Origin of the sequence: Brenneria nigrifluens DSM 30175 = ATCC 13028 (assembly GCF_005484965.1) — a bacterium.
GTDB lineage: Bacteria > Pseudomonadota > Gammaproteobacteria > Enterobacterales > Enterobacteriaceae > Brenneria > Brenneria nigrifluens.
This window is the reverse complement of sequence record NZ_CP034036.1, coordinates 461,205-482,239: the sequence shown is the minus strand read 5'-3', so window position 1 is coordinate 482,239 and position 21,035 is coordinate 461,205. Positions and strand designations below refer to the sequence as shown.

Here is a 21,035-nt window from a genome sequence, read left to right as displayed (position 1 = left end):
CCTTAACTCTAATGCTCCCCCCTATGGAGAGAGCACGGATCAATGTGTTGTTAAACCCGGATTATTTACCACGGGCTTCAATAACGGCCTGAGCTACGTTGTTCGGCGCTTCAGCGTACTTCAGGAACTCCATGGAGTATGAAGCGCGGCCTTGAGTCTGCGAACGCAGATCGGTAGCATAACCAAACATTTCAGACAACGGAACCTGTGCACGAACGGTCTTGCCGGTTGCGGTATCTTCCATACCTTCGATGATACCGCGGCGACGGTTAAGGTCACCGATTACGTCGCCCATGTAATCTTCAGGGGTTTCAACTTCAACCTTCATAATCGGCTCAAGCAGAACAGGTTTTGCTTTTTTAAAGCCATCTTTAAATGCCAGTGAAGCAGCCAGTTTAAACGCCAGTTCCGAGGAGTCGACGTCGTGGTAAGAACCGAAGTGCAGACGCACCGCGATATCAACCACCGGGTAACCCGCCAGAGGACCGGCTTTAAGCTGTTCCTGAATACCTTTATCAACGGCAGGGATGTATTCGCCAGGAATCACGCCGCCTTTGATATCGTTGGTGAAGGTGTAACCCGGGCCACCTGGTTCCAGCGGAGACAGGTCGATCACCACGTGACCGTACTGACCGCGACCACCAGACTGCTTGGCGTGTTTCCCTTCGATATCCTTAACGGTATCGCGAATGGTTTCACGGTAGGCAACCTGCGGTTTACCGATGTTCGCTTCAACGTTGAACTCGCGTTTCATACGGTCAACGATGATTTCCAGGTGCAGTTCGCCCATACCGGCGATGATGGTCTGGTTGGATTCTTCGTCAGTCCATACGCGGAAAGACGGATCTTCCTTCGCCAGACGGCCCAGAGCCAGACCCATTTTTTCCTGGTCGGCTTTGGTTTTCGGTTCAACCGCGATGGAGATAACCGGCTCAGGGAATTCCATACGCTCCAGAATGATCGGCGCGTTCGGATCGCACAGGGTATCCCCGGTGGTCACGTCTTTCAGGCCGATTGCCGCAGCGATATCGCCCGCGCGAACTTCTTTGATCTCTTCACGTTTGTTGGCGTGCATCTGAACGATACGGCCAAAACGCTCACGCGCAGATTTCACCGAGTTCAGCACCGTGTCACCTGAGTTAACCACGCCAGAGTACACGCGGAAGAAGGTCAGGTTACCCACGAACGGGTCGGTGGCGATTTTGAACGCCAGCGCAGAGAACGGCTCTTTGTCGTCGGAGTGACGAACCGCCGGGGTATCTTTACCGTCGTCCAGAATACCGTTGATTGCGGGAACGTCGGTCGGTGCCGGCAGATACTCGACAACCGCATCCAGCATTGCCTGTACGCCTTTGTTCTTGAACGCGGAACCACAGGTAACCAGAATGATTTCGTTGTTCAGCACGCGCTGACGCAACGCTTTCTTGATCTCTTCTTCGGTCAGCTCTTCGCCGCCGAGGTATTTGTCCATCAGCTCTTCAGAAGCTTCAGCCGCGGACTCAACCAGGTTCTGGTGCCATTCTTCAGCCAGATCCTGCATATCATCCGGAATCTCTTCATAGGTGAAGGTCACGCCCTGATCGGCGTCATTCCAGTTGATGGCTTTCATTTTCACCAGGTCGACAACGCCGGTGAAATGCTCTTCCGCACCGATAGCCAGCTGCAGCGGAACAGGGTTCGCGCCCAGACGAGTTTTGATCTGGCCTACGACTTTCAGGAAGTTCGCGCCCATGCGGTCCATTTTGTTAACGAACGCAATACGCGGAACTTTGTATTTGTTAGCCTGACGCCATACCGTTTCAGACTGCGGCTGAACACCACCGACCGCACAGTAAACCATTACTGCGCCGTCAAGAACACGCATGGAACGTTCTACTTCGATAGTGAAGTCAACGTGTCCCGGGGTGTCGATGATATTAACGCGGTGCGGCTCAAACTGTTTAGCCATACCAGACCAGAATGCGGTAGTCGCAGCGGAGGTGATGGTGATGCCACGCTCCTGCTCCTGCGCCATCCAGTCCATGGTGGCCGCGCCGTCATGAACTTCACCGATTTTGTGGTTTACACCGGTGTAGAACAGAATACGTTCTGTCGTGGTGGTTTTACCGGCGTCGATGTGTGCACTGATACCGATATTACGGTAGCGTGCAATGGGTGTTGTACGAGCCATTTGTTTCCTCTATATCCTAGGGCGTTCAATGTCAGTTAATCCAGACGGGCTGGCTTTCTGAAGCGCCCGCCTGATTAGCATAACTACAGCGAAGGGATTACCAACGGTAGTGAGCGAACGCCTTGTTGGCTTCAGCCATACGGTGAACGTCTTCACGTTTCTTAACAGCAGTGCCTTTGTTTTCTGCTGCATCAGAAAGTTCGTTCGCCAGGCGCAAAGCCATGGATTTATCACCGCGTTTACGAGCAGCTTCAACGATCCAACGCATTGCCAGGGCATTGCGGCGAACCGGACGGACTTCAACCGGCACCTGATAAGTAGAACCGCCAACGCGACGCGACTTGACTTCGACAGTCGGGCGCACGTTGTCCAGCGCTACTTCAAAAGCTTCCAGATGATCTTTACCAGAACGCTGAGCCAGGGTCTCTAGCGCGGTATAGACAATCGCTTCGGCGGTAGATTTTTTACCATCTACCATCAGGATATTTACAAATTTGGCCAACAGCTCTGATCCGAACTTAGGATCCGGCAGGATTTTACGCTGACCAATGACGCGACGACGTGGCATGGAAATACTCCGTTGTTAATTCAGGATTGTCCAAAACTCTACGAGTTTAGTTTGACATTTAAGTTAAAACGTTTGGCCTTACTTAACGGAGAACCATTAAGCCTTTGGCTTCTTCACGCCGTATTTGGAGCGGGATTGCTTACGGTCTTTAACACCTGAGCAGTCCAGCGCGCCACGAACGGTGTGGTAACGCACACCTGGCAGGTCTTTAACACGACCGCCACGGATCAGGATCACGGAGTGCTCCTGCAGATTGTGACCTTCACCACCGATATAGGAGGTGACTTCAAAACCGTTGGTTAAACGAACACGGCATACTTTACGCAGCGCGGAGTTCGGTTTTTTCGGGGTGGTGGTATATACGCGAGTACATACGCCACGTTTCTGCGGGCATGCTTCCAGCGCCGGAACGTTGCTTTTAACAACCTTCAGGGCGCGTGGCTTGCGTACCAGCTGGTTAATTGTTGCCATTCAAAAAGCTCCTGGTTTTTGCTTCGTAAACACGTGATAAAACGCCTCGTACCTGCGCAGGGCAAAGTATGAGGACGCAGAATTTTAGGGCTGGCGGTGGAAGGAGTCAAGAAATATACAAAAATTCAGCGTTACCACGCCAGCTGTTGCGGGTATTGCACCGTCAGTTGAACAAATTGAGTATAGCTAATCAATGAAAAATTGTTTGAAATTTGCGCAGTCACGCCCCTGGCGTCGGCATCGTTTTGCAAAACATACAAAGGGATAGACGCCTCAAGGAGACGGCTTGCCGTTTCGCTATTCGCCAGCGCGGCGATAACGCCGTCCTGCAACAGCACCAATGCGTCTCCCGGACTCAGACAACGCAGCAGCGCATCAATGTCGCAGTGATAAGGGGAATGGGAAAGAGTGTGTAGCATAAATAGAAACGCTCGCCGCTAAAATGAGAGGATGGAATGGTAATCCGCCAGCCGCTGTCTTAATTCCTCGGGAGACAGAAGCGCCACATCCACAACCCAATCGGTATCCAGAGCAATACCCCGTTGCCGGAGAGATTCGGCACAGGCATAGCAGTGCTCGATGTCATACAGCGGCAGCACGCCAAAGGTGGCGATATAGTCGCGCATCAGAATCTTTTCCGGCTGCTGCCCCGGCAGCAATTGCAATACACCGTCGCCGATAAAAAACACGCCAATATCCTCGGTCAGCGCGGACATCGCAAGGAGCGCGTCCAATCCTTCCCGACCGGAGGCATTGCCGTGCGGCGAGTGAGTAAAAACAAAAGCGATTCGCTTCATGACTCTGCCTTAAAATCCGATTAAAAGTGGATCACCCGATCGCAGCTCAAAACCGACTGGGCCAGTTCGCCAAGACCGCTCAGGATAAAGCCGTCCTGCAGGTTCGCCGCCCCCAATTTTAGCTGTTCAGCCTGTTGCCGATCGGTCACCCCGCGGCGCAACGCGGCGGCGACACAGACATTTAGCGCCACCTGATGTTCCTGCCCCAGACGCTGCCAGGCGCGCACCAGATCAAACTCGTCGTTCGCCGGCGAGGTAAGCTGATTGGCGTTCAGCACGCCCTCGCGATAGAAGAAAACGCTTGCCAGGCGGTGGCCTTTATCCAGTACGGCCTGAGCGAACTGCAACGCGCTGCTCGCTTGCTGCGTGCCATAGGCGGGGCCGGTGACCAGCAGGCAATAGCTCAGCATCTGCGTTAGTGCCCGCTGAAGTCGCCGCTTTTAAACTGGCGGATATAGAGATACACGGTGTGTTTGGAGATATTAAGGCGCTCGGCGACCTGATTAATCGCATCCTTAATATCGAAGATCCCTTTCTCATACAGGCTCAGTACAATCTGGCGGTTTTTCGCATTGTTGGACACATTGCGGTCCGCATTGACTTCTTCAATGGAAAACTCCAGCGTCTGCGCCACCAGATCGTCCACCGACGAAGCAAAGTTTACCGATGAGGCGATTTCGTGCGTTTCAGGGGGAATAAAGGTCCGTACTATCTGCGAAAAAGGCACATCCAGATTCATATTAATGCACAGCAACCCAATCACGCGCTGATCGCGATTACGAATGGCAATGGTGACCGACTTCATCAGCACGCCGCTTTTCGCCCGGGTGAAGTAGGCTTTCGATACGCTGCTGTCCTCTCCGGCCATATCGTGCAGCATTCGTAGCGCAAGATCGGTAATCGGCGAGCCGATTTTTCTGCCGGTATGTTCGCCATTGGCGATACGCACCGCGGAACATTTAAGATCCTCAAGGGAATGCAGCACAATCTCGCAGTGCTCACCAATCAACATGGCCAACCCATCGACCACCGCTTCATACGATTTCAGGATCTCGTAATCCGTCTGACTGAACGGACGTTCATCCAGCAAATCAAGGTCATAAGATTCGCCAGACACAAGCGAATTAGACATGGCAGACACCACCCTCAACGTGTTCTATTTATTGTATTGACCGGAGACACAGTCTAGCAAATGTCCACTCAATCGTCCCTGAAATTAACGGTTTCGTTTCTGAACGGTGAACTTACTCATCTTTATTGAACGGAAAAAAAACCGCGGGCGCATAACCCGCGGTCGATACCTCATCATCGATGATTGATGAATTATTGCGCGTTTTTTTCCGCGGCGGCAGGTTTTTCCGCTTTGGCCGCGTCGGCGGCTTTCACATCGGCTTCGGATTTGATATCCAGCAGCTCCACGTCAAACACCAGCGTGGAGTTGGCCGGAATTCCCGGAACGCCGGTTTCGCCGTAAGCCAGCGTAGGAGGAATGACCAGCTTGATTTTACCGCCCTTCTTGACGTGCTTCAGGCCTTCCGTCCAGCCGGGGATCACCCCGTCAAGACGGAAAGAGAGCGGTTCGCCGCGCTTGTAGGAGTTATCAAACTCGCTGCCGTCAACCAGGGTGCCTTTGTAGTTGACGACCACGGTGTCGCTGTCTTTCGGCGCATTGCCGCTGCCGTTTTTCTCAACCTGATACAGCAGACCGGATTCGGTTTTCTTCACGCCTTTTTCTTTGGCAAAGGTATCACGATATTTGGTGCCTTTATCCGCGTTGTCTTTGGCGTCCTGCTTCATCTTGGTTTCAGCAGCCGCTTTTACCCGGCCTTCAAAGCCTTGCAGCGTTTTTTCGATCTCTTCGTCAGTCAGTTTGCTCTTATCGGCAAACGCATCCTGAACGCCGGCAATCAGTTGATCCTTGTCCAGCTTGATTCCCAGTTTTTCTTGTTCTTTAAGGGAGTTATCCATATAACGCCCCAGCGATGCGCCTAACGCATAAGCGGCGGCCTGTTCATCACTCTTGAATTTGGTTGCTGTGGTCGCATCCGCCGCCAGAGCCTGGCCAGCGTTCAGAGTCAGAGCCATCGTCGTTGCTAACAGCGTTACTTTAAACAGTGATTTCATCCATTTCTCCAGCATCTGGAACAATATGCTCCAGCAATCATTAAAAATAAATTCGCGACTACTATAACTGCGCGCACGAAGACAACACAACGGCGCGCGCGACAATCCTTTGATAAAAAACATTTCATCGTTTTTTAACGCCGCTCTCCACGGCCGGACCCCATAGTCCGAAAGGCGAGCTTCAGAAATAGCGTGAGTAAAAAATCCTCAGATCGCTTATTGCGCCCTACTCCGACCGTTTTTACTACCAGAAGTTTCTGCTTTCTGACAAACTTACCGGGAATAGGCTGTAAGCAGTATGAGGAGAAAACCAATGTCATCGTCTTTGCTTGAAGAACGGCTCGAACTACTGGAAAGCCGTCAGGCTTTTCAGGAACTGGCGATAGAAGAGCTGAACCAGACGCTTATTCAGCACGAGCGGGAAATTAGCCGGCTACGCGAGCAGGTACGCCTGTTGACGGAGAGGTTACGCACCCAGCAAACCTCGCTAATCGCGCCGCAGTCGGAAGAAACGCCGCCGCCGCACTACTGATCTTCCTGCTTGCGCTATATGAAACCGCTCGGACAGGCATAAAACGCATCAGGGCAGAAGCGAACGCGCTCTGCCCTGATGTTATTACCGACGATTCGCTGCGCAAGCGACCGCCTCAGCCCGGGCGGATTAGTGGCAACCGCATCCGCCGTGGCCGCCGCAACCGCCTTTACCGTGTTCGTGGTCGTGATCGTGGCCATGGCCGCCGCAGCAACCGTCGCCGTGCTCATGATCGTGCTCACCGTGAACGTGGCCGTGGGCCAGTTCCTCTTCGGTGGCTTCGCGAATGGCGATAACCTCAACGTTAAAGCTCAGGTTCTGGCCCGCCAGCATATGGTTGCCGTCAACCACGACGTGGTCGTCTTCCACTTCGGTAATTTCAACCGGCACCGGACCCTGGTCGGTTTCAGCCAGGAAACGCATGCCGACCTGCAGTTCGTCCACGCCCATAAAGACATCTTTGGGTACGCGCTGAACCAGGTTTTCATCGTAATTACCGTAAGCGTCGTTCGAGGCGATATTTACGTCAAAACGGTCGCCCACGGCGCGGCCGTCCAATGCATTTTCCAGACCGGAAATCAACGAACCGTGACCATGCAGATAGTCCAGCGGCGCACTCACCGGAGACTCATCGACCAATACACCGTCTTCTGTACGTACCTGGTAGGCCAGGCTGACCACCAGATCTTTTGCTACTTTCATGATATCTCCTACCGTTGGAAATCAAACTGGCGCAAATTGTAGCTGAAAAAAATCCCTGTGTACCGTCTCAGGGAGGTTTTTTCACGTTGCCCATGACGGCCCGACGGCAAACGCCACCGCGGCCTCAATCAGGATGAAAAATGCCGATGATGTTGCGGTCCGGCCGTTGCGGAACTGCCGGCGAGGCCTCCGACCGGCTTTGGCGGTAACCGCATTTTACGCAGGTCACGACTTCCGTCTGGTCTTCACGCCCGACAGCCAGCGTATCCAGCGCCTGACATTCGGGGCACACCGCCCCGGCAATAAATCGTTTACGCATATTTCGTGACCTATCGTTCCGCTTATTCCACTTCATCCCAATCGTCAGGGCGGCGCCGTTCACGCTGCACTTCCCGCTGGAAAATATCTTCCAGTTCGCGACGCGCCTCCTTGACGCGGGATACCTGCGCGACGTCGCCGTGCAACTGCGGCATCAGTTCGCGCAGCATGCGCATATCCAGACGCCGGAAATGCTGCTGGGCGCGAAATGCCTGATGAGGATGCATTCCCAGCGACATCAGCGCTTTGCGTCCCAACTCCAGCGCGCTGGAGAAGGTTTCGCGCGAGAAATGCGCCACGCCGGCCTGCAACAGCTCATGCGCCTCGACCCGTCCCCGCGCCCGCGCCAGAATTTCCAGATGCGGAAAATGCTGCTGACACAGATGCACAATTTCCATGGCATCTTCCGGCGCATTGCAGGTAATAACGATCGACTGCGCCTTTGCCGCCCCCGCCGCGCGCAGTAACTCCAGTTCCGTCGCATCGCCATAGTATACTTTATAACCATAGCTTCTCATCAGGCTGACGACGCTGATATCGTGTTCCAATACGGTAATGCGCATTTTATTGGCCATCAGCAAACGGCCGACGACCTGCCCGAAGCGCCCGAATCCCACCACGATAACCTGCGGCTCATCGTCGGCGACATAGGGCTGCTCGTCGGAAGCGTCCCGCTGATTATAACGGCGCGCCAGAATCCGGTCGATAAACTGCATCAACAGCGGCGTGGTCATCATCGACAGCGTTACCGTCACCAACAGCAGCGGCAGTTGATCGCCCTGCAGGACGTTGTATGCCGCAGCTGCCGAAAACAGCACAAACGCGAACTCGCCGCCTTGACTCAATACGCCGGCAAACTGCAAACGCTCGGCACGGCGCATGCGGTTGATGCGCGCCAAAACGTATAACACCGCGCCTTTGACCGCCACCAGCGCCAATACCGCAATCAGCACCTTGATAATGTGGGTGTAGAGAATCCCCAGGTTCAGCGCCATGCCGACGGAAATAAAAACAGCACGCAGGCGATGAGTAATGCGGAACTCTCCATATCAGCGCGCCTCTTTTTCGAAAGGCGACGCCAGCCATTCGCCATAGGCGCGGGCATGGCCGGACAAGACATCCGGCTGCAGACGGCGCGCCCAGTAAACCATCATCGGCTTTATCCAGAGCATACGGCACAGGGCGGCGGTCATTTCAAACGGACGCAGCAGATCGTCCATGGAATAGAGGTTGTCGCCGCCGGGCCGATAGGCTTCCTCCGGCTCGCCGGTGGTAATGACCGAACGCCAGTGTTTTCCCGCCAGCGCATTGCCGCCGATCCCATTGGCGAAGCCGCGCGACAGCACCCGGTCGAGCCACTCTTTCAATAGCGCCGGGCAGCTGTAGGTATATAGCGGATGCTGGAATACAATCACCTGATGCTCGCGCAGCAGCTGTTGCTCATGGTAAATATCGATAAAGAAATCAGGATAGTGCGCGTACAGATCGTGTACGGTGACATTATCCAGCCGTTGTGCCGGTTGCAGTAAAACCCGGTTCGCCACCGAGTCCTGTGATTCCGGATGGGCATACAGCAGCAAAATCCTGGGTGGCTGCGACATCATTCCCCTCCAAAGCGTCGTCATGGTTGTCGTTTTCCGTTACCATGCAGCGCTACGACTAAAAACAGGACGCCTCGGTCCTGATATCAGGTCCATAATTTAACATACTCTGAACATACGGCGCTTTATGATTGTTTTCTCTTCGCTGCAAATTCGACGTGGTGTACATGTTCTGCTGGATAACGCCACGGCCACCATCAACCCCGGCCAGAAAGTCGGTCTGGTGGGCAAGAACGGCTGTGGTAAATCTACCCTGCTGGCATTACTGAAAGATGAAATCAGCGCCGACGGCGGCAGCGCGACCTTCCCACAGGGCTGGGCGCTGGCCTGGGTGAACCAGGAAACGCCGGCGCTGGACATGCCGGCGCTTGACTACGTTATCGACGGCGATCGCGAATTTCGCCAGTTGGAAGCCGAACTGCACGCCGCCAACGCCAGCAACGACGGCCACGCCATTGCGACCCTGCACGGCAAGCTGGACGCCATCCAGGCCTGGACCATCCAGGCCAGAGCGTCAAGTTTGCTGCACGGCCTCGGCTTCACGCAGGATCAGCTCCGGCAGCCGGTCAGCGCCTTTTCCGGCGGCTGGCGCATGCGTCTCAATCTGGCGCAGGCGTTAATCTGCCGTTCCGATCTGCTGCTGCTCGACGAACCCACCAACCACCTCGATCTGGACGCGGTGATCTGGCTGGAGAAGTGGCTGAAAAGCTATCCCGGAACGCTGGTGCTGATTTCGCACGACCGCGATTTTCTCGATCCCATCGTCAATAAAATATTGCATATCGAGCAGCAGACGCTGAACGAATACACCGGCAACTACACCTCGTTTGAGCAGCAGAGGGCCACCCGGCTGGCGCAGCAGCAGTCGCTGTATGAACATCAGCAGGAGCGCGTCGCCCATCTGCAACACTACATCGACCGCTTCCGGGCCAAGGCGACCAAGGCCAAGCAGGCGCAAAGCCGGATAAAAATGCTGGAGCGAATGGAGATGCTCGCCCCCGCGCACGTGGACAACCCTTTCCGTTTCAGCTTTCGTCCCCCGGAGTCGCTGCCGAATCCGCTGCTGAAAATGGAGAAGGTCAGCGCCGGCTACGACGATAAGCTGATTCTGGAGTCGATCAAACTGAATCTGGTGCCCGGCTCGCGCATCGGCCTGCTGGGGCACAACGGCGCCGGTAAATCCACGCTGATTAAGCTGCTGGCGGGAACCCTTGCTCCCCTGCAAGGCGAGATCGGCCTGGCCAAAGGGGTAAAGCTGGGCTACTTCGCCCAGCATCAGCTGGAGTTTCTGCGCGCCGACGAGTCGCCGTTACAACACCTGGTGCGTTTGGCGGAACGGGAAACGGAACAGCAGCTGCGCGATTACCTTGGCGGCTTCGGTTTTCGCGGCGACAAGGTGACGGAAATCACCGCCCGCTTCTCCGGGGGAGAAAAAGCCCGGCTGGTGCTGGCGCTTATCGTCTGGCAGCGTCCGAACCTGTTGCTGCTCGACGAACCCACCAACCACCTGGATCTCGATATGCGCCAGGCGCTGACGGAAGCGCTGATCGATTTTGAAGGCGCGCTGGTGGTGGTATCGCACGACAGACACCTGATCCGCTCCACCACCGACGATCTCTATCTAGTGCACGACCGCAGGGTCGAGCCTTTTGACGGCGATTTGGAGGATTACCAACAGTGGCTGGTGGACCGGCAGCGTCAAAGCGGCGACGCCGATGACGCGCCGAAAGAGAACGCCGCCAACAGCGCGCAGGCCAGAAAAGACCAGAAGCGGCGCGAAGCCGAACTGAGAACGCAAACGCAGCCGCTGCGTAAGCAAATCACCCGGCTTGAACAGCAGATGGAAAAGCTGGGCGCCGAACTGGCGGCCGTTGAGGCGCGGCTGGCGGACGGCGAGCTGTATGATATCGTCCGCAAAGCCGAGCTTACGGCGTGCCTGCAGCAGCAGACGCAGGTCAAGGCGCGGCTGGAAGAAACGGAGATGGCCTGGCTCGACGCGCAGGAGCAGCTAGAGCAGATGAACCGCTCGCTCTCCGCTTAAGTCACCGCCGGCGCGGGCCGATGCGCCGATTATCGCCCGCGCCGCTAATGCCAAATCAGCAGTACGCAGGCCGCCGTCAGCACGCCCATGGATACGTTGAAGATAATCCAGGCTTTTTTACTGCGCAACAGTCGGCCGATCAGCGTACCGAAGCCGAGCCATATCACGCCGGAAACCAGATTCACCAGTACAATGCCGACGCTTATCGCCGCCACCGAGTGCCTGTACTCCTGCCCCGCCAGACTGAAGCTGGCGACGGCCCCCAGCGCCATCAGCCAGGCCTTGGGATTGAGAAACTGCAGCAGCCATCCCTGATAAAGCCGGATAGGCCGCGACGGCGCAGCCGTCGTTTCCAGCCTTTCATAGGCGGCGGTGGCGATTTTCCACGCTAGCCACAGCAGATACAAACTGCCGAGCACCTTGAGGGTGAAATGCAGCGAAGGATAGACCAGCAGCAGGCCGCCGACGCCAAACGCCACCAGTAGTAAAATACTCTGCATACCCAGCATGATGCCGAGCATTAACCACAGGGAGCGATAAAAACCGAAGTTGGCGCCAGAGGTGGTCAATAGCATATTGTTCGGCCCCGGAGTGATCGCCGCCACCCACAGAAAACCCAGCATCGACAAAAACAGACCTAGTTCCATGTAACGGGTGCCCCTCACCCCAGGTATTCTTGCAGTATAGTTGGTAATGAATTGACTATTGGTAGCCAATAGCTTGTCAACCGGCAGTATTGAAGCTAGAAGCTAACAGTGCGTTATTGATCGTACAATACTTTTTCTGGACAAATATCGTGATCATTCCCTGGCAACAACTCGATCCTGAAACATTGGGCAATCTCATCGAATCTTTCGTGCTGCGCGAAGGCACGGATTACGGCGAACAGGAGCGCACGCTGGCGCAAAAGGTCGCCGACGTGCGCCGCCAACTGGAGTCCGGCGAAGTGGTTCTGGTGTGGTCGGAACTGCATGAAACCATCAACATCATGCCCCGCGGCCAGTTTAATGCCGGCGAGTATCACCCGCGCTGAACGCCGCAAAAGCCAAAAAAGAGGATGCATCGCTATCGGCAACCGTGCTAACAATGATAAAAACCTCTTCTGCAGTCTGAAACCTTGTCTTTTTTGATGACGTTTCCCGGCAAGCCCCGCAGCAAACGTCACCATCATGGAGTGAAGCGCCTTATGTCACATCAGCATCCGATTATTGCGGTTACCGGCTCCAGCGGAGCGGGAACCACAACGACCAGCCAGGCATTCCACAAGATTTTCCAGCAGTTAAACATGCGCGCAGCCCAGCTTGAAGGAGACAGCTTCCATCGCTATACCCGCCCGGAAATGGATATGGAAATACGTAAGGCGCGGGATCTCGGGCGTCATATCAGCTATTTCGGCCCGGAGGCCAATGATTTCAGCCTGCTGGAACAGTCATTTACCGAATATGGCCGCCACGGGCGCGGTAAAACCCGTAAATACCTCCACACCTATGATGAAGCGATCCCCTACAACCAGGTGCCCGGCACGTTTACGCCGTGGGAACCGATGCCGGAACCCACCGACGTGCTGTTTTATGAAGGCCTGCATGGCGGCGTGGTGACCGATAGACACAATGTGGCGCAACACGTCGATTTGCTGGTCGGCGTAGTGCCCATCGTCAACCTGGAATGGATTCAGAAACTGATTCGCGATGTGAACGAGCGCGGGCACTCGCGCGAAGCGGTGATGGATTCGGTGGTGCGCTCCATGGAAGACTACATCACCTACATTACGCCGCAGTTTTCACGCACGCACATCAACTTCCAGCGCGTTCCCACCGTTGATACCTCCAACCCGTTCGCCGCCAAGTCGATCCCTTCGCTGGACGAAAGCTTCGTGGTGATTCATTTCCAGGGGCTGGATAATATTGACTACCCCTATCTGCTGGCCATGCTGCAGGGATCGTTTATTTCCCATATCAACACCCTGGTGGTGCCCGGCGGGAAAATGGGGCTGGCGATGGAGTTGATTATGGCGCCGCTGGTGCAGCGCCTGCTGGAAGGAAAAAAAATCGAGTAGTCCGCCGCGGCAAAACACGGCGCGGCATCAGCGGCCGATACGCCGAGGATTACCCCGTTATGCGGACTTCATGACTGTGCGTGACCTCAACGCCTTTACCCAGCATCAGCGCCACCGAGCAATAGCGCTCCGCGGAGAGCGCCACCGCCCGCTCCACCGCTTTCTCCGTCAGCCCTGTGCCCGTTACGATAAAATGCAGATTAATGTGGGTAAACAGACGCGGCGCTTCCGTTCTCCGCTCCGAGGTCAGCTTAACCTCACAGTCCGCAACGTCATGACGGCCTTTCTGCAGGATCGACACCACGTCAATCGCACTGCAGCCGCCGACCGACATCAACACCATTTCCATCGGGCTTGGCGCTTTGTCTCCCGAATCGCCGTCCATCAGCACCTGGTGACCGGACGCTGATTCGCCAAGAAATGTTAAGCCTTCAATCCACTTCACTCGAGCCTGCATGCCGCCTCCGCTAAAAATTTTTTGAAAAATTATATCCTTACTTTACAAAAACACGCTATAACCAGAGCTTCATCATGCTGAAGCGAGACAACACAAGACAGGTTCTTCAAGCTGTGCTACAAACGAAAATAGAATCTGCCTTTTCTGGACAAACTCAGATACCGGGGAGATGATGATGTCGCCAGATAGAGGCTCCAGTATATTCCCTGACATCATTCTTCCTACACGAATTTTGAATGTTTAGCAGTAATACGCCGTACAGGGAACTCTGAGCCCTGTGATTTGCGCAGTGAATTACAACAGAGGATGATAGCGAATGGTTCTCGGCAAACCGCAAACAGACCCGACTCTCGAATGGTTCCTTTCTCATTGTCACATCCACAAGTATCCATCGAAGAGCACCCTGATTCACCAGGGTGAAAAAGCAGAAACGCTTTACTACATCGTGAAAGGCTCTGTCGCAGTGCTGATCAAAGATGAAGAAGGCAAAGAAATGATTCTCTCTTATCTCAATCAGGGAGATTTTATCGGCGAACTTGGCCTGTTTGAAGAAGGTCAGGAGCGCAGCGCCTGGGTACGGGCGAAAGCGGCTTGTGAAGTTGCTGAAATTTCTTATAAAAAGTTCCGGCAGTTGATTCAGGTAAATCCCGATATTCTGATGCGCCTGTCGGCGCAGATGGCCAGCAGACTGCAGGTTACTTCAGAGAAAGTCGGTAACCTGGCGTTTCTCGACGTCACCGGCCGTATTGCTCAGACCTTACTGAACCTGGCAAAACAACCCGATGCCATGACTCACCCGGATGGCATGCAAATAAAAATCACCCGTCAGGAAATTGGGCAAATCGTTGGCTGTTCACGCGAAACCGTGGGCCGTATTCTTAAAATGCTGGAAGACCAGAACCTGATCTCCGCACATGGTAAAACGATTGTGGTTTACGGTACCCGTTAAACCATTCCGTTACCCTACAACAAAAAAGCGTGAAGCGGCCTTCACGCTTTTTTCTATCACCATCAACGCAGCTCTCGGATTTACCCGCCAGTTAATGAGCAGGGTATTTATTATTAAAATATATTATTTACTGGAAATATAAATAGTCTTATTAACAGGCTGCATTTATTATTTGTAATATCGGCCAACATAAAAAGCAGTCATGATTTATCAAGTTGTGTTTTAACATAGATCAATAAAATTGTATTTTTATTTATTTTAAGAAAACCCCTATTAATACGGATGTCGGGGGGATTTTTCAGATAAATCCACCTTATATTAATATATTGGTAAAAATAGAAACCCATGGAAACAAAAAAACCACAATTAAAATATAACTTATTGATAATTAAATGATAAATATAAAATTCATGATTTTTATTGGAAATTACCTTTTCATAAAACCCGCCTTTCCTTTCGATTATTGAAAAGACGCATTGAATTGAAGGTATTGTATTGTTTTATTTTTGTGATAACACTGATACGGATTTTTATAAAACTGAAAACCGATCTTTCATTTTCAGCGAAAAAATCCAACCTTATTACCCTGGGCATATGGAACGAGAAATGCCTTAACGAAGTTATATTCCAACAGGAGATAATCCTTATGAAATACCTACTGCCTTCAGCCGCCGCCGGGCTGTTATTTCTTGCCTGCCAACACGCGATGGCGGCCGATACCGGCGGCTATGCCACCACCGACGGCGGCAACGTTTCCGGAGCCGTCAATAAAACGGCCGGTTCAATGCAGGACATTGTCGATATCATCGCGGCCGCGCGTCTGGACTCAAGCGGTAAAAAAGTGTCAGGCGGCGCCTACCCCGTCGTCATCACCTATAACGGCAATGAAGATGACTTAATCAAGGCGGCGGAAGCCGATATCTGCGGTCAATGGAGCAAACCGGCGCGCGGCGTGGAGATCAAGGAGTTTACCAAAGGCATTACCATCCTCGGCAGCAATGGTTCCTCAACGAACTTCGGTATCTGGATCACCAAGTCGTCCAACGTCGTGGTGCGTAATATGCGCATGGGTTATATGCCCGGAGGCGCCCAGGATGGCGATGCAATCCGCATCGACGACTCGCCGAACGTCTGGATCGACCATAACGAGATCTTCGCGAAAAACCATGAGTGCGAGGGCACGCCGGACGGCGATACCACCTTTGAATCCGCCGTGGATATCAAAAAAGGGTCGACCAACGTCACCGTATCCTACAACTACATTCACGGCGTCAAAAAGGTCGGCCTAAGCGGTTCCAGCAACAGCGATACCGGACGCAACCTCACCTATCACCACAACGTCTACAGCGACGTAAACGCCCGGCTGCCGCTGCAGCGGGGCGGTCAGGTGCATGCCTACAACAACCTCTATTCCGGCGTCACCAGTTCAGGGCTGAACGTTCGTCAGAACGGCATCGCATTGATCGAAAGCAACTGGTTTGAGAATGCGAAAAACCCGGTGACATCCCGTTACGATGGCTCGAATTTCGGCACATGGGATCTGCGCAACAACAACATTACCAAACCCGCCGATTTCACCACCTACGGCATCACCTGGGACAAGGATTCCAAAGCCTACGTCAATGCCGATAGCTGGACCAGCACCGGCACATTCCCCGCACTCCCCTATAGCTACTCGCCGGTAACCGCGCAGTGCGTAAAAAATAAACTGGCGAACTATGCCGGCGTCGGCAAGAACCTTGCCGTATTGACCGCCTCAGCCTGTCAATGACGACGCGCTGATTTAATCCGGGCGAGTTGGGTAAACTCGCCCGTTTTTACACGGCCAATCAGAGAGAGATTAAGGCAGAACCTTCGCTGACTGGATAACCACGGGTTTGAGCGGCACGTTCTGATACGGGCCGACGTTTTCAGTCTGCACCTGGGAAATCTTATCCGCGACCTCCATCCCTTTTACCACCCGGCCAAAGACCGCGTAGCCAAAATCGCGCTGGCCGTGATCGAGAAAGGCGTTGTCCGCCACGTTGATAAAGAACTGACTGGTGGCGCTGTCCTTGTCGGCGGTACGCGCCATGGCGACGGTGCCGCGCAGGTTGCGCAAACCGTTATCCGCCTCGTTTTTGATCGGCGGGTTGGGCGCTTTCTGCTTCATATCATCGGTAAAGCCGCCGCCCTGGATCATAAAACCGGGGATCACGCGATGAAACGTGGTGCCGTTATAAAAGCCGTTATTCACGTACTCAATAAAGTTTTTCACCGAAACCGGGGCTTTTTGCTCATCCAATGCCAGCTCAATGTTTCCTGCCGAGGTGGTCAGCAACACATGCGTAGCGCCGGTGGCGGCAAACAGCGGGGAAAAAGCGCTAAGTGAAATCAAGGCCGCCGCGGCAACCAGAGTACGTTTGAACATGAGAATTCCTTGTGGGTAAGACTGGTTACAGAAAGCGTAATGATTGTAAATACCCGCCCCCTGCAACGCCACCGATTTACCTTTTTTTACGTAGCGAATTCACATCGTAACCAATCGTTAACCGCCAGCTTGAGCAGGGGCCGGCATAACGGCCGGCCCCTGCCGATAAATCATCCCATTCGTTCCGAACGCACCGCCAGATCGCGACTGTACTGACGGCTGGCCTCCACCAGCATGGTGGTATAGGCATTTTTCGGCGTATCGCGGGTCAAGTCGCCGATATCCAGCGTTTCCAGTATCCGGCCGTATTGCATCACCGCCACCTTATGGCACAGATGGGAAATCACCCCCAGATCGTGGGTCACCAGCAGATAGGTCAATTTCTCCTGCTGCTGCAACTCGGCCAGCAGATTGAGGATTTCCGCCTGCACGGAGACGTCCAGCGCCGAGGTGGGCTCATCCAGCAGCAGCACCCGCGGCTCCAGGATCAGCGCCCGGGCGATGGCGACGCGCTGACGCTGCCCGCCGGAAAGCTGGTGGGGATAGCGGCGGCGAAACGGCGTTCCCAGCCCCACCTTTTCCAGCAGCGTATCAATACGGTCGTCGCGGTCGGCAAAGCGATGGATCAACAGAGGTTCTTCCAGTATCGACTCCACCGTATGGCGGGGATGCAGCGAACCATAGGGGTCCTGGAACACCATCTGCACCCGACGGCAACGCCCCCGATCGATACGGTGCGCCAGCGGTTGACCTTCAATCAGCAGGTTGCCCTGCCAGTGATTAAACAACCCGGCCAGACATTTCAGTACCGTGGTTTTCCCCGAACCGGACTCCCCCACCAGGCCGAAAATAGCGCCATCATTAACGGTAAGATTTACATCGTACAGCACCTGATTGAGCGTGCTGCCCTGGCCGAAACAGAGGTTCAGATCGTTCACCTCAATCATGGGACGGTTATGCATCGTTTCTGCTCCTTAGGCGTTAATCCAGGCCGGATCTCGGTTCATCACCGGCAGGCGCGCTCTGGGACGGTCGATATCCGGCAGCGAATTCAGCAAGCCGCAGGTATAGGGATGCCGCGCATTATCCAATTCGGCGGCGGCGATGGACTCCACCACGCGCCCGGCGTACATCACCAGCACCCGATCGCAGAAGCTGCGCACCAGATTGATATCATGGCTGATAAAAATCAGTCCCAGTCCTCGTTGGCCCACCAGATCGTCGAGCATCGCCAGCACCTGCAAACGCACGGAAACGTCCAGCGCCGAGGTCGGCTCATCGGCAATCACCACTTCCGGTTCGGTGATCAGCATCATGGCGATCATAATGCGCTGCCCCTGCCCGCCCGACACCTCATGGGGATAGAGGCCGTATACCCGTTCCGGCTGGCGGATGCGCACCACCTCCAGCATCGCCATCACTCTGGCTTTCGCCTCCTGACGGGAAACCTTGTGGTGCGCCAGATACGCCTCGGCGATCTGATCGCCCACGCACACCACCGGATTCAGCGAGTACTTGGGATCCTGCATAATCATCGACATGCGCTTGCCGCGGATCTGACGCATGCGCGCCTCATCCGCCCGCAGCAGATCGATGTCGCCGAAACGCATCCGATCGGCGCTGATACGGGCGCTGTGCGGGTGCAGTTGCAGCAGAGCGCGGCCGACGGTGGATTTGCCGGAGCCGGACTCGCCGACGATGGCCAGCTTTTCGCAGCCGAGCGAAAAGGAGACGCCGCGCACCGCATCCGTCACCGCGCCGCCGTTGACGAAGCTTACCCGCAGATTGGCGACGTCCAGCAACGGCGCGCCGCCGGAGGCGGGGTTATTCAGTTCTGGGATCGAGGATGTCACGTAGGCCGTCTCCAAGAAAGTTGAACGCCAGGCTGTTAATCAGAATCGCCAGCCCCGGGATGGTTACCAGCCACCAGCACTCCATCATGTAACGCCGGCCGGCGGAAATCATCGCCCCCCATTCGGGATCGGGCGGCTGCGCCCCCAGTCCCAGGAAGCCCAGTCCGGCGGCGGTGAGAATGATGCCCGCCATATTCATGGTGATCCGGATAATCACCGACGGCAGGCATAGCGGCACAATGTGATGCAGCAGGATGCGAAGGGATGAAGCCCCCTGCAGTTTCACCGCGGAGACAAAGTCGGCGTGCCGCAGCGACAGGGTTTCCGCCCGCGCCAGACGGGCGATCGGCGGCCAGGCGGTCAGCGTAATGGCAATCACCACATGCTCCAGCCCCGGCCCGAGCGCCGCTACAAAGGCCAGCGCCAGCACCAGGCTGGGAAACGAGATAAAAATATCGGTAATCCGCATCAGCACGGTGTCCACCACCCCGCCGTAGTAGCCGGCGACCACGCCCAGCAGCAGGCCGATCGGCCCGACGGTCACCGACACCAGCGCCACGATATACAGCGTAATGCGCGAACCGTAAACCAGCCGGCTGAAGACGTCGCGGCCAAACTCATCGCTGCCGAACCAGTGGGCGGCGCCCGGCGCCTGCAGCGCGTTGGCCAGATCCTGCGCCAGCGGATCGTGGGTGGCGATCCAGGGCGCGAAAATCGCCACCAGCATCAGCATCAGCACAATGGCGGAGCCGATGGCCGTCAGCGGATTGCGCAGCATCAGCAGCAGAAAACCGGCCAGCCGCGCGCCGCGCAGCCGCAGACGCCCCGCGCGCTTTTCCGGCGGCGTGCGGACCATCGATTCACGGACTACCGGCGGCTCAGAGGAAATATTCATGCGTTGGTCCTCGGGTCAAAGATTTGATACAGCATGTCCGACAGCAGATTCAGGCTGACGAAGATCAGCCCCACCAGCAGGACGCACCCCATCACCGCATTCATATCGCCCAATAGCAGGCTGCCGGTGAGATAGGAGCCGAAACCCGGCCAGGAGAACACCGTTTCGATCAGCACCGCGCCCTCCAGCAGCGACCCGTAGGCCAGCGCCACCACCGTCAGCAGCTGCACCAGAATATTGCGGAACGCGTGCCCCCAGACGACGCGGAATTCGGACAGGCCCTTAACCCGCGCGGTAATGATGTACTCCTGCGAGAGCTGCGCCAGCATAAAGCTGCGCGTCATACGGCTGATATAGGCCAGCGAGTGGAAGCCAAGAATGGTGGCGGGCAATATCAGATGATTCAGCGCGCTGCGGAAAACGTCCCACTCCCCCGCCACCATGGCGTCCAGCAACAGCAGGCCGGTGCGGTTTTCCACCAGGCCGTCGTACGCCATATCCACCCGTCCGGCGCCGCCGACCCAGTTAAGCCAGGCGTAAAACAGCAGCAGCCCCATCATGCCGACCCAGAAAATCGGCGTGGAGTAGCCGGCCAGGCTGATAAAGCGCACCGCGTAATCCGCCCATTTCCCCCGTCTTGCCGCCGCCAGCACGCCGAGCGGCACGCCCAATCCCGCGCCGACGATAATCGCCATGGTGGCCAGTTCGATGGTGGCGGGGAAGACGCGGACGATATCGTCAATCACCGGTCTCCCGGTGAGCAACGCGTTGCCCAAATCGCCGTGCAGCAGCGAAGTGAAGTAGATAAAAAACTGCACGTACAGCGGCTTATCCAGGCCCAGCTGCTGGTACATCTGCTGATAGGTGCTTTGATCGGCATCCTGTCCGACAATCGCCAGCACCGGGTCGATCGGCATCACGCGGCCAATCACAAACGTCAGAATCAATAACCCGAATAGCGTGACGATGACCTGAAACAGGCGTTTTACCAGGCGATACGGCAATCCGCCCGACTTGATCCACTCAGAGAAAACCATATTCTTTCTCCCGATATCCCGGCGCGGCGACATCAAGTCGCCGCTGACGCGGTG

At 55.3% G+C, this 21,035-nt stretch carries 24 protein-coding genes and 1 pseudogene; 6 read left to right on the top strand and 19 right to left on the bottom strand.

Translation table 11 applies throughout. From position 1 onward, the window contains the following. Positions 1-61 precede the first annotated feature (61 nt). The 8 genes from fusA to fkpA form a co-directional block, all read right to left on the bottom strand. Complete coding sequence (gene fusA / locus EH206_RS02195) at positions 62-2,170, bottom strand: elongation factor G (RefSeq protein WP_009111199.1); 2,109 nt, start codon at positions 2,168-2,170, stop codon at positions 62-64. Positions 2,171-2,267: 97 nt separating this feature from the next. Beyond that, entirely contained in the window at positions 2,268-2,738 is a 471-nt protein-coding gene (gene rpsG, locus EH206_RS02190; RefSeq protein WP_009111198.1) for a 30S ribosomal protein S7, read from the bottom strand. A gap of 96 nt (positions 2,739-2,834) precedes the next feature. Continuing rightward, positions 2,835-3,209, bottom strand: a complete 375-nt coding sequence (gene rpsL, locus EH206_RS02185; protein WP_009111197.1) for a 30S ribosomal protein S12 — start codon at positions 3,207-3,209, stop codon at positions 2,835-2,837. 131 nt (positions 3,210-3,340) lie between these two features. Next, a complete protein-coding gene (tusB, locus tag EH206_RS02180) occupies positions 3,341-3,628 on the bottom strand; it encodes a sulfurtransferase complex subunit TusB (protein ID WP_009111196.1) in 288 nt (95 codons plus the stop codon). Between the two features lie 18 nt (positions 3,629-3,646). Next, positions 3,647-4,006: a sulfurtransferase complex subunit TusC gene (gene tusC, locus EH206_RS02175; RefSeq protein WP_009111195.1), complete on the bottom strand. Its 360-nt coding sequence runs from the start codon at positions 4,004-4,006 to the stop codon at positions 3,647-3,649. 20 nt (positions 4,007-4,026) lie between these two features. Next, positions 4,027-4,416, bottom strand: a complete 390-nt coding sequence (tusD, locus tag EH206_RS02170; protein ID WP_009111194.1) for a sulfurtransferase complex subunit TusD — start codon at positions 4,414-4,416, stop codon at positions 4,027-4,029. Positions 4,417-4,421: 5 nt separating this feature from the next. Then, on the bottom strand, positions 4,422-5,138 hold the full coding sequence (locus EH206_RS02165; RefSeq protein WP_009111193.1) for a helix-turn-helix transcriptional regulator: 717 nt from the start codon (positions 5,136-5,138) through the stop codon (positions 4,422-4,424). Between the two features lie 191 nt (positions 5,139-5,329). Next, a complete protein-coding gene (gene fkpA / locus EH206_RS02160) occupies positions 5,330-6,130 on the bottom strand; it encodes an FKBP-type peptidyl-prolyl cis-trans isomerase (RefSeq protein ID WP_009111192.1) in 801 nt (266 codons plus the stop codon). 313 nt (positions 6,131-6,443) lie between these two features. On the opposite strand from fkpA, the gene EH206_RS02155 reads away from it, so the two are divergent. After that, the gene (locus EH206_RS02155; protein ID WP_009111191.1) at positions 6,444-6,662 is read left to right on the top strand and encodes a SlyX family protein; all 219 of its coding nucleotides are present in this window, start codon (positions 6,444-6,446) and stop codon (positions 6,660-6,662) included. Between the two features lie 129 nt (positions 6,663-6,791). On the opposite strand, the gene slyD is transcribed toward EH206_RS02155, so the two are convergent. From slyD to kefG, 4 genes and pseudogenes are all read right to left on the bottom strand, one after another. Beyond that, a complete protein-coding gene (gene slyD / locus EH206_RS02150; protein WP_009111190.1) occupies positions 6,792-7,364 on the bottom strand; it encodes a peptidylprolyl isomerase in 573 nt (190 codons plus the stop codon). A gap of 124 nt (positions 7,365-7,488) precedes the next feature. Beyond that, positions 7,489-7,683, bottom strand: a complete 195-nt coding sequence (locus EH206_RS02145; protein ID WP_009111189.1) for a YheV family putative zinc ribbon protein — start codon at positions 7,681-7,683, stop codon at positions 7,489-7,491. 22 nt (positions 7,684-7,705) lie between these two features. Continuing rightward, a pseudogene (locus tag EH206_RS02140) lies at positions 7,706-8,692 on the bottom strand (NAD-binding protein); the annotation flags it as partial. A 39-nt stretch (positions 8,693-8,731) separates the two neighbouring features. Then, the gene (gene kefG / locus EH206_RS02135) at positions 8,732-9,283 is read right to left on the bottom strand and encodes a glutathione-regulated potassium-efflux system ancillary protein KefG (RefSeq protein ID WP_009111188.1); all 552 of its coding nucleotides are present in this window, start codon (positions 9,281-9,283) and stop codon (positions 8,732-8,734) included. A 127-nt stretch (positions 9,284-9,410) separates the two neighbouring features. Between kefG and EH206_RS02130 the strand changes: the two genes are divergently transcribed. Further along, on the top strand, positions 9,411-11,324 hold the full coding sequence (locus EH206_RS02130) for an ABC transporter ATP-binding protein (protein WP_009111187.1): 1,914 nt from the start codon (positions 9,411-9,413) through the stop codon (positions 11,322-11,324). Between the two features lie 44 nt (positions 11,325-11,368). Here the strand turns inward: EH206_RS02130 and EH206_RS02125 are convergent, their stop codons facing one another. Next, positions 11,369-11,971, bottom strand: coding sequence for a LysE family translocator (locus tag EH206_RS02125; protein WP_009111186.1), 603 nt, complete (start codon positions 11,969-11,971; stop codon positions 11,369-11,371). A 149-nt stretch (positions 11,972-12,120) separates the two neighbouring features. Between EH206_RS02125 and EH206_RS02120 the strand changes: the two genes are divergently transcribed. Further along, a complete protein-coding gene (locus tag EH206_RS02120) occupies positions 12,121-12,357 on the top strand; it encodes a YheU family protein (RefSeq protein WP_009111185.1) in 237 nt (78 codons plus the stop codon). Positions 12,358-12,510: 153 nt separating this feature from the next. Continuing rightward, positions 12,511-13,380, top strand: a complete 870-nt coding sequence (locus EH206_RS02115) for a phosphoribulokinase (RefSeq protein WP_009111184.1) — start codon at positions 12,511-12,513, stop codon at positions 13,378-13,380. 49 nt (positions 13,381-13,429) lie between these two features. Here the strand turns inward: EH206_RS02115 and EH206_RS02110 are convergent, their stop codons facing one another. Further along, positions 13,430-13,837, bottom strand: a complete 408-nt coding sequence (locus tag EH206_RS02110) for an OsmC family protein (RefSeq protein ID WP_009111183.1) — start codon at positions 13,835-13,837, stop codon at positions 13,430-13,432. A gap of 316 nt (positions 13,838-14,153) precedes the next feature. On the opposite strand from EH206_RS02110, the gene crp reads away from it, so the two are divergent. Continuing rightward, the gene (crp, locus tag EH206_RS02105; protein ID WP_009111182.1) at positions 14,154-14,786 is read left to right on the top strand and encodes a cAMP-activated global transcriptional regulator CRP; all 633 of its coding nucleotides are present in this window, start codon (positions 14,154-14,156) and stop codon (positions 14,784-14,786) included. Positions 14,787-15,432: 646 nt separating this feature from the next. Then, positions 15,433-16,557, top strand: a complete 1,125-nt coding sequence (locus EH206_RS02100; protein ID WP_009111181.1) for a polysaccharide lyase — start codon at positions 15,433-15,435, stop codon at positions 16,555-16,557. Between the two features lie 69 nt (positions 16,558-16,626). Here EH206_RS02100 and ppiA read toward each other — a convergent pair whose 3' ends face one another. The 5 genes from ppiA to EH206_RS02075 all read right to left on the bottom strand — a co-directional run bounded on the left by ppiA (position 16,627) and on the right by EH206_RS02075 (position 20,981). After that, entirely contained in the window at positions 16,627-17,196 is a 570-nt protein-coding gene (gene ppiA / locus EH206_RS02095) for a peptidylprolyl isomerase A (protein ID WP_009111180.1), read from the bottom strand. 170 nt (positions 17,197-17,366) lie between these two features. Next, positions 17,367-18,143 (bottom strand): ABC transporter ATP-binding protein, encoded by a 777-nt coding sequence (locus EH206_RS02090; protein WP_040343612.1) that lies wholly within the window; start codon positions 18,141-18,143, stop codon positions 17,367-17,369. A 27-nt stretch (positions 18,144-18,170) separates the two neighbouring features. Further along, positions 18,171-19,049: an ABC transporter ATP-binding protein gene (locus EH206_RS02085; RefSeq protein WP_009111178.1), complete on the bottom strand. Its 879-nt coding sequence runs from the start codon at positions 19,047-19,049 to the stop codon at positions 18,171-18,173. Continuing rightward, entirely contained in the window at positions 19,021-19,827 is an 807-nt protein-coding gene (locus tag EH206_RS02080) for an ABC transporter permease (protein WP_369750663.1), read from the bottom strand. The genes EH206_RS02085 and EH206_RS02080 overlap by 29 nt, the downstream gene beginning before the upstream one ends. A 113-nt stretch (positions 19,828-19,940) precedes the next feature. Beyond that, on the bottom strand, positions 19,941-20,981 hold the full coding sequence (locus tag EH206_RS02075; RefSeq protein WP_009111176.1) for an ABC transporter permease: 1,041 nt from the start codon (positions 20,979-20,981) through the stop codon (positions 19,941-19,943). Positions 20,982-21,035 lie beyond the last annotated feature (54 nt).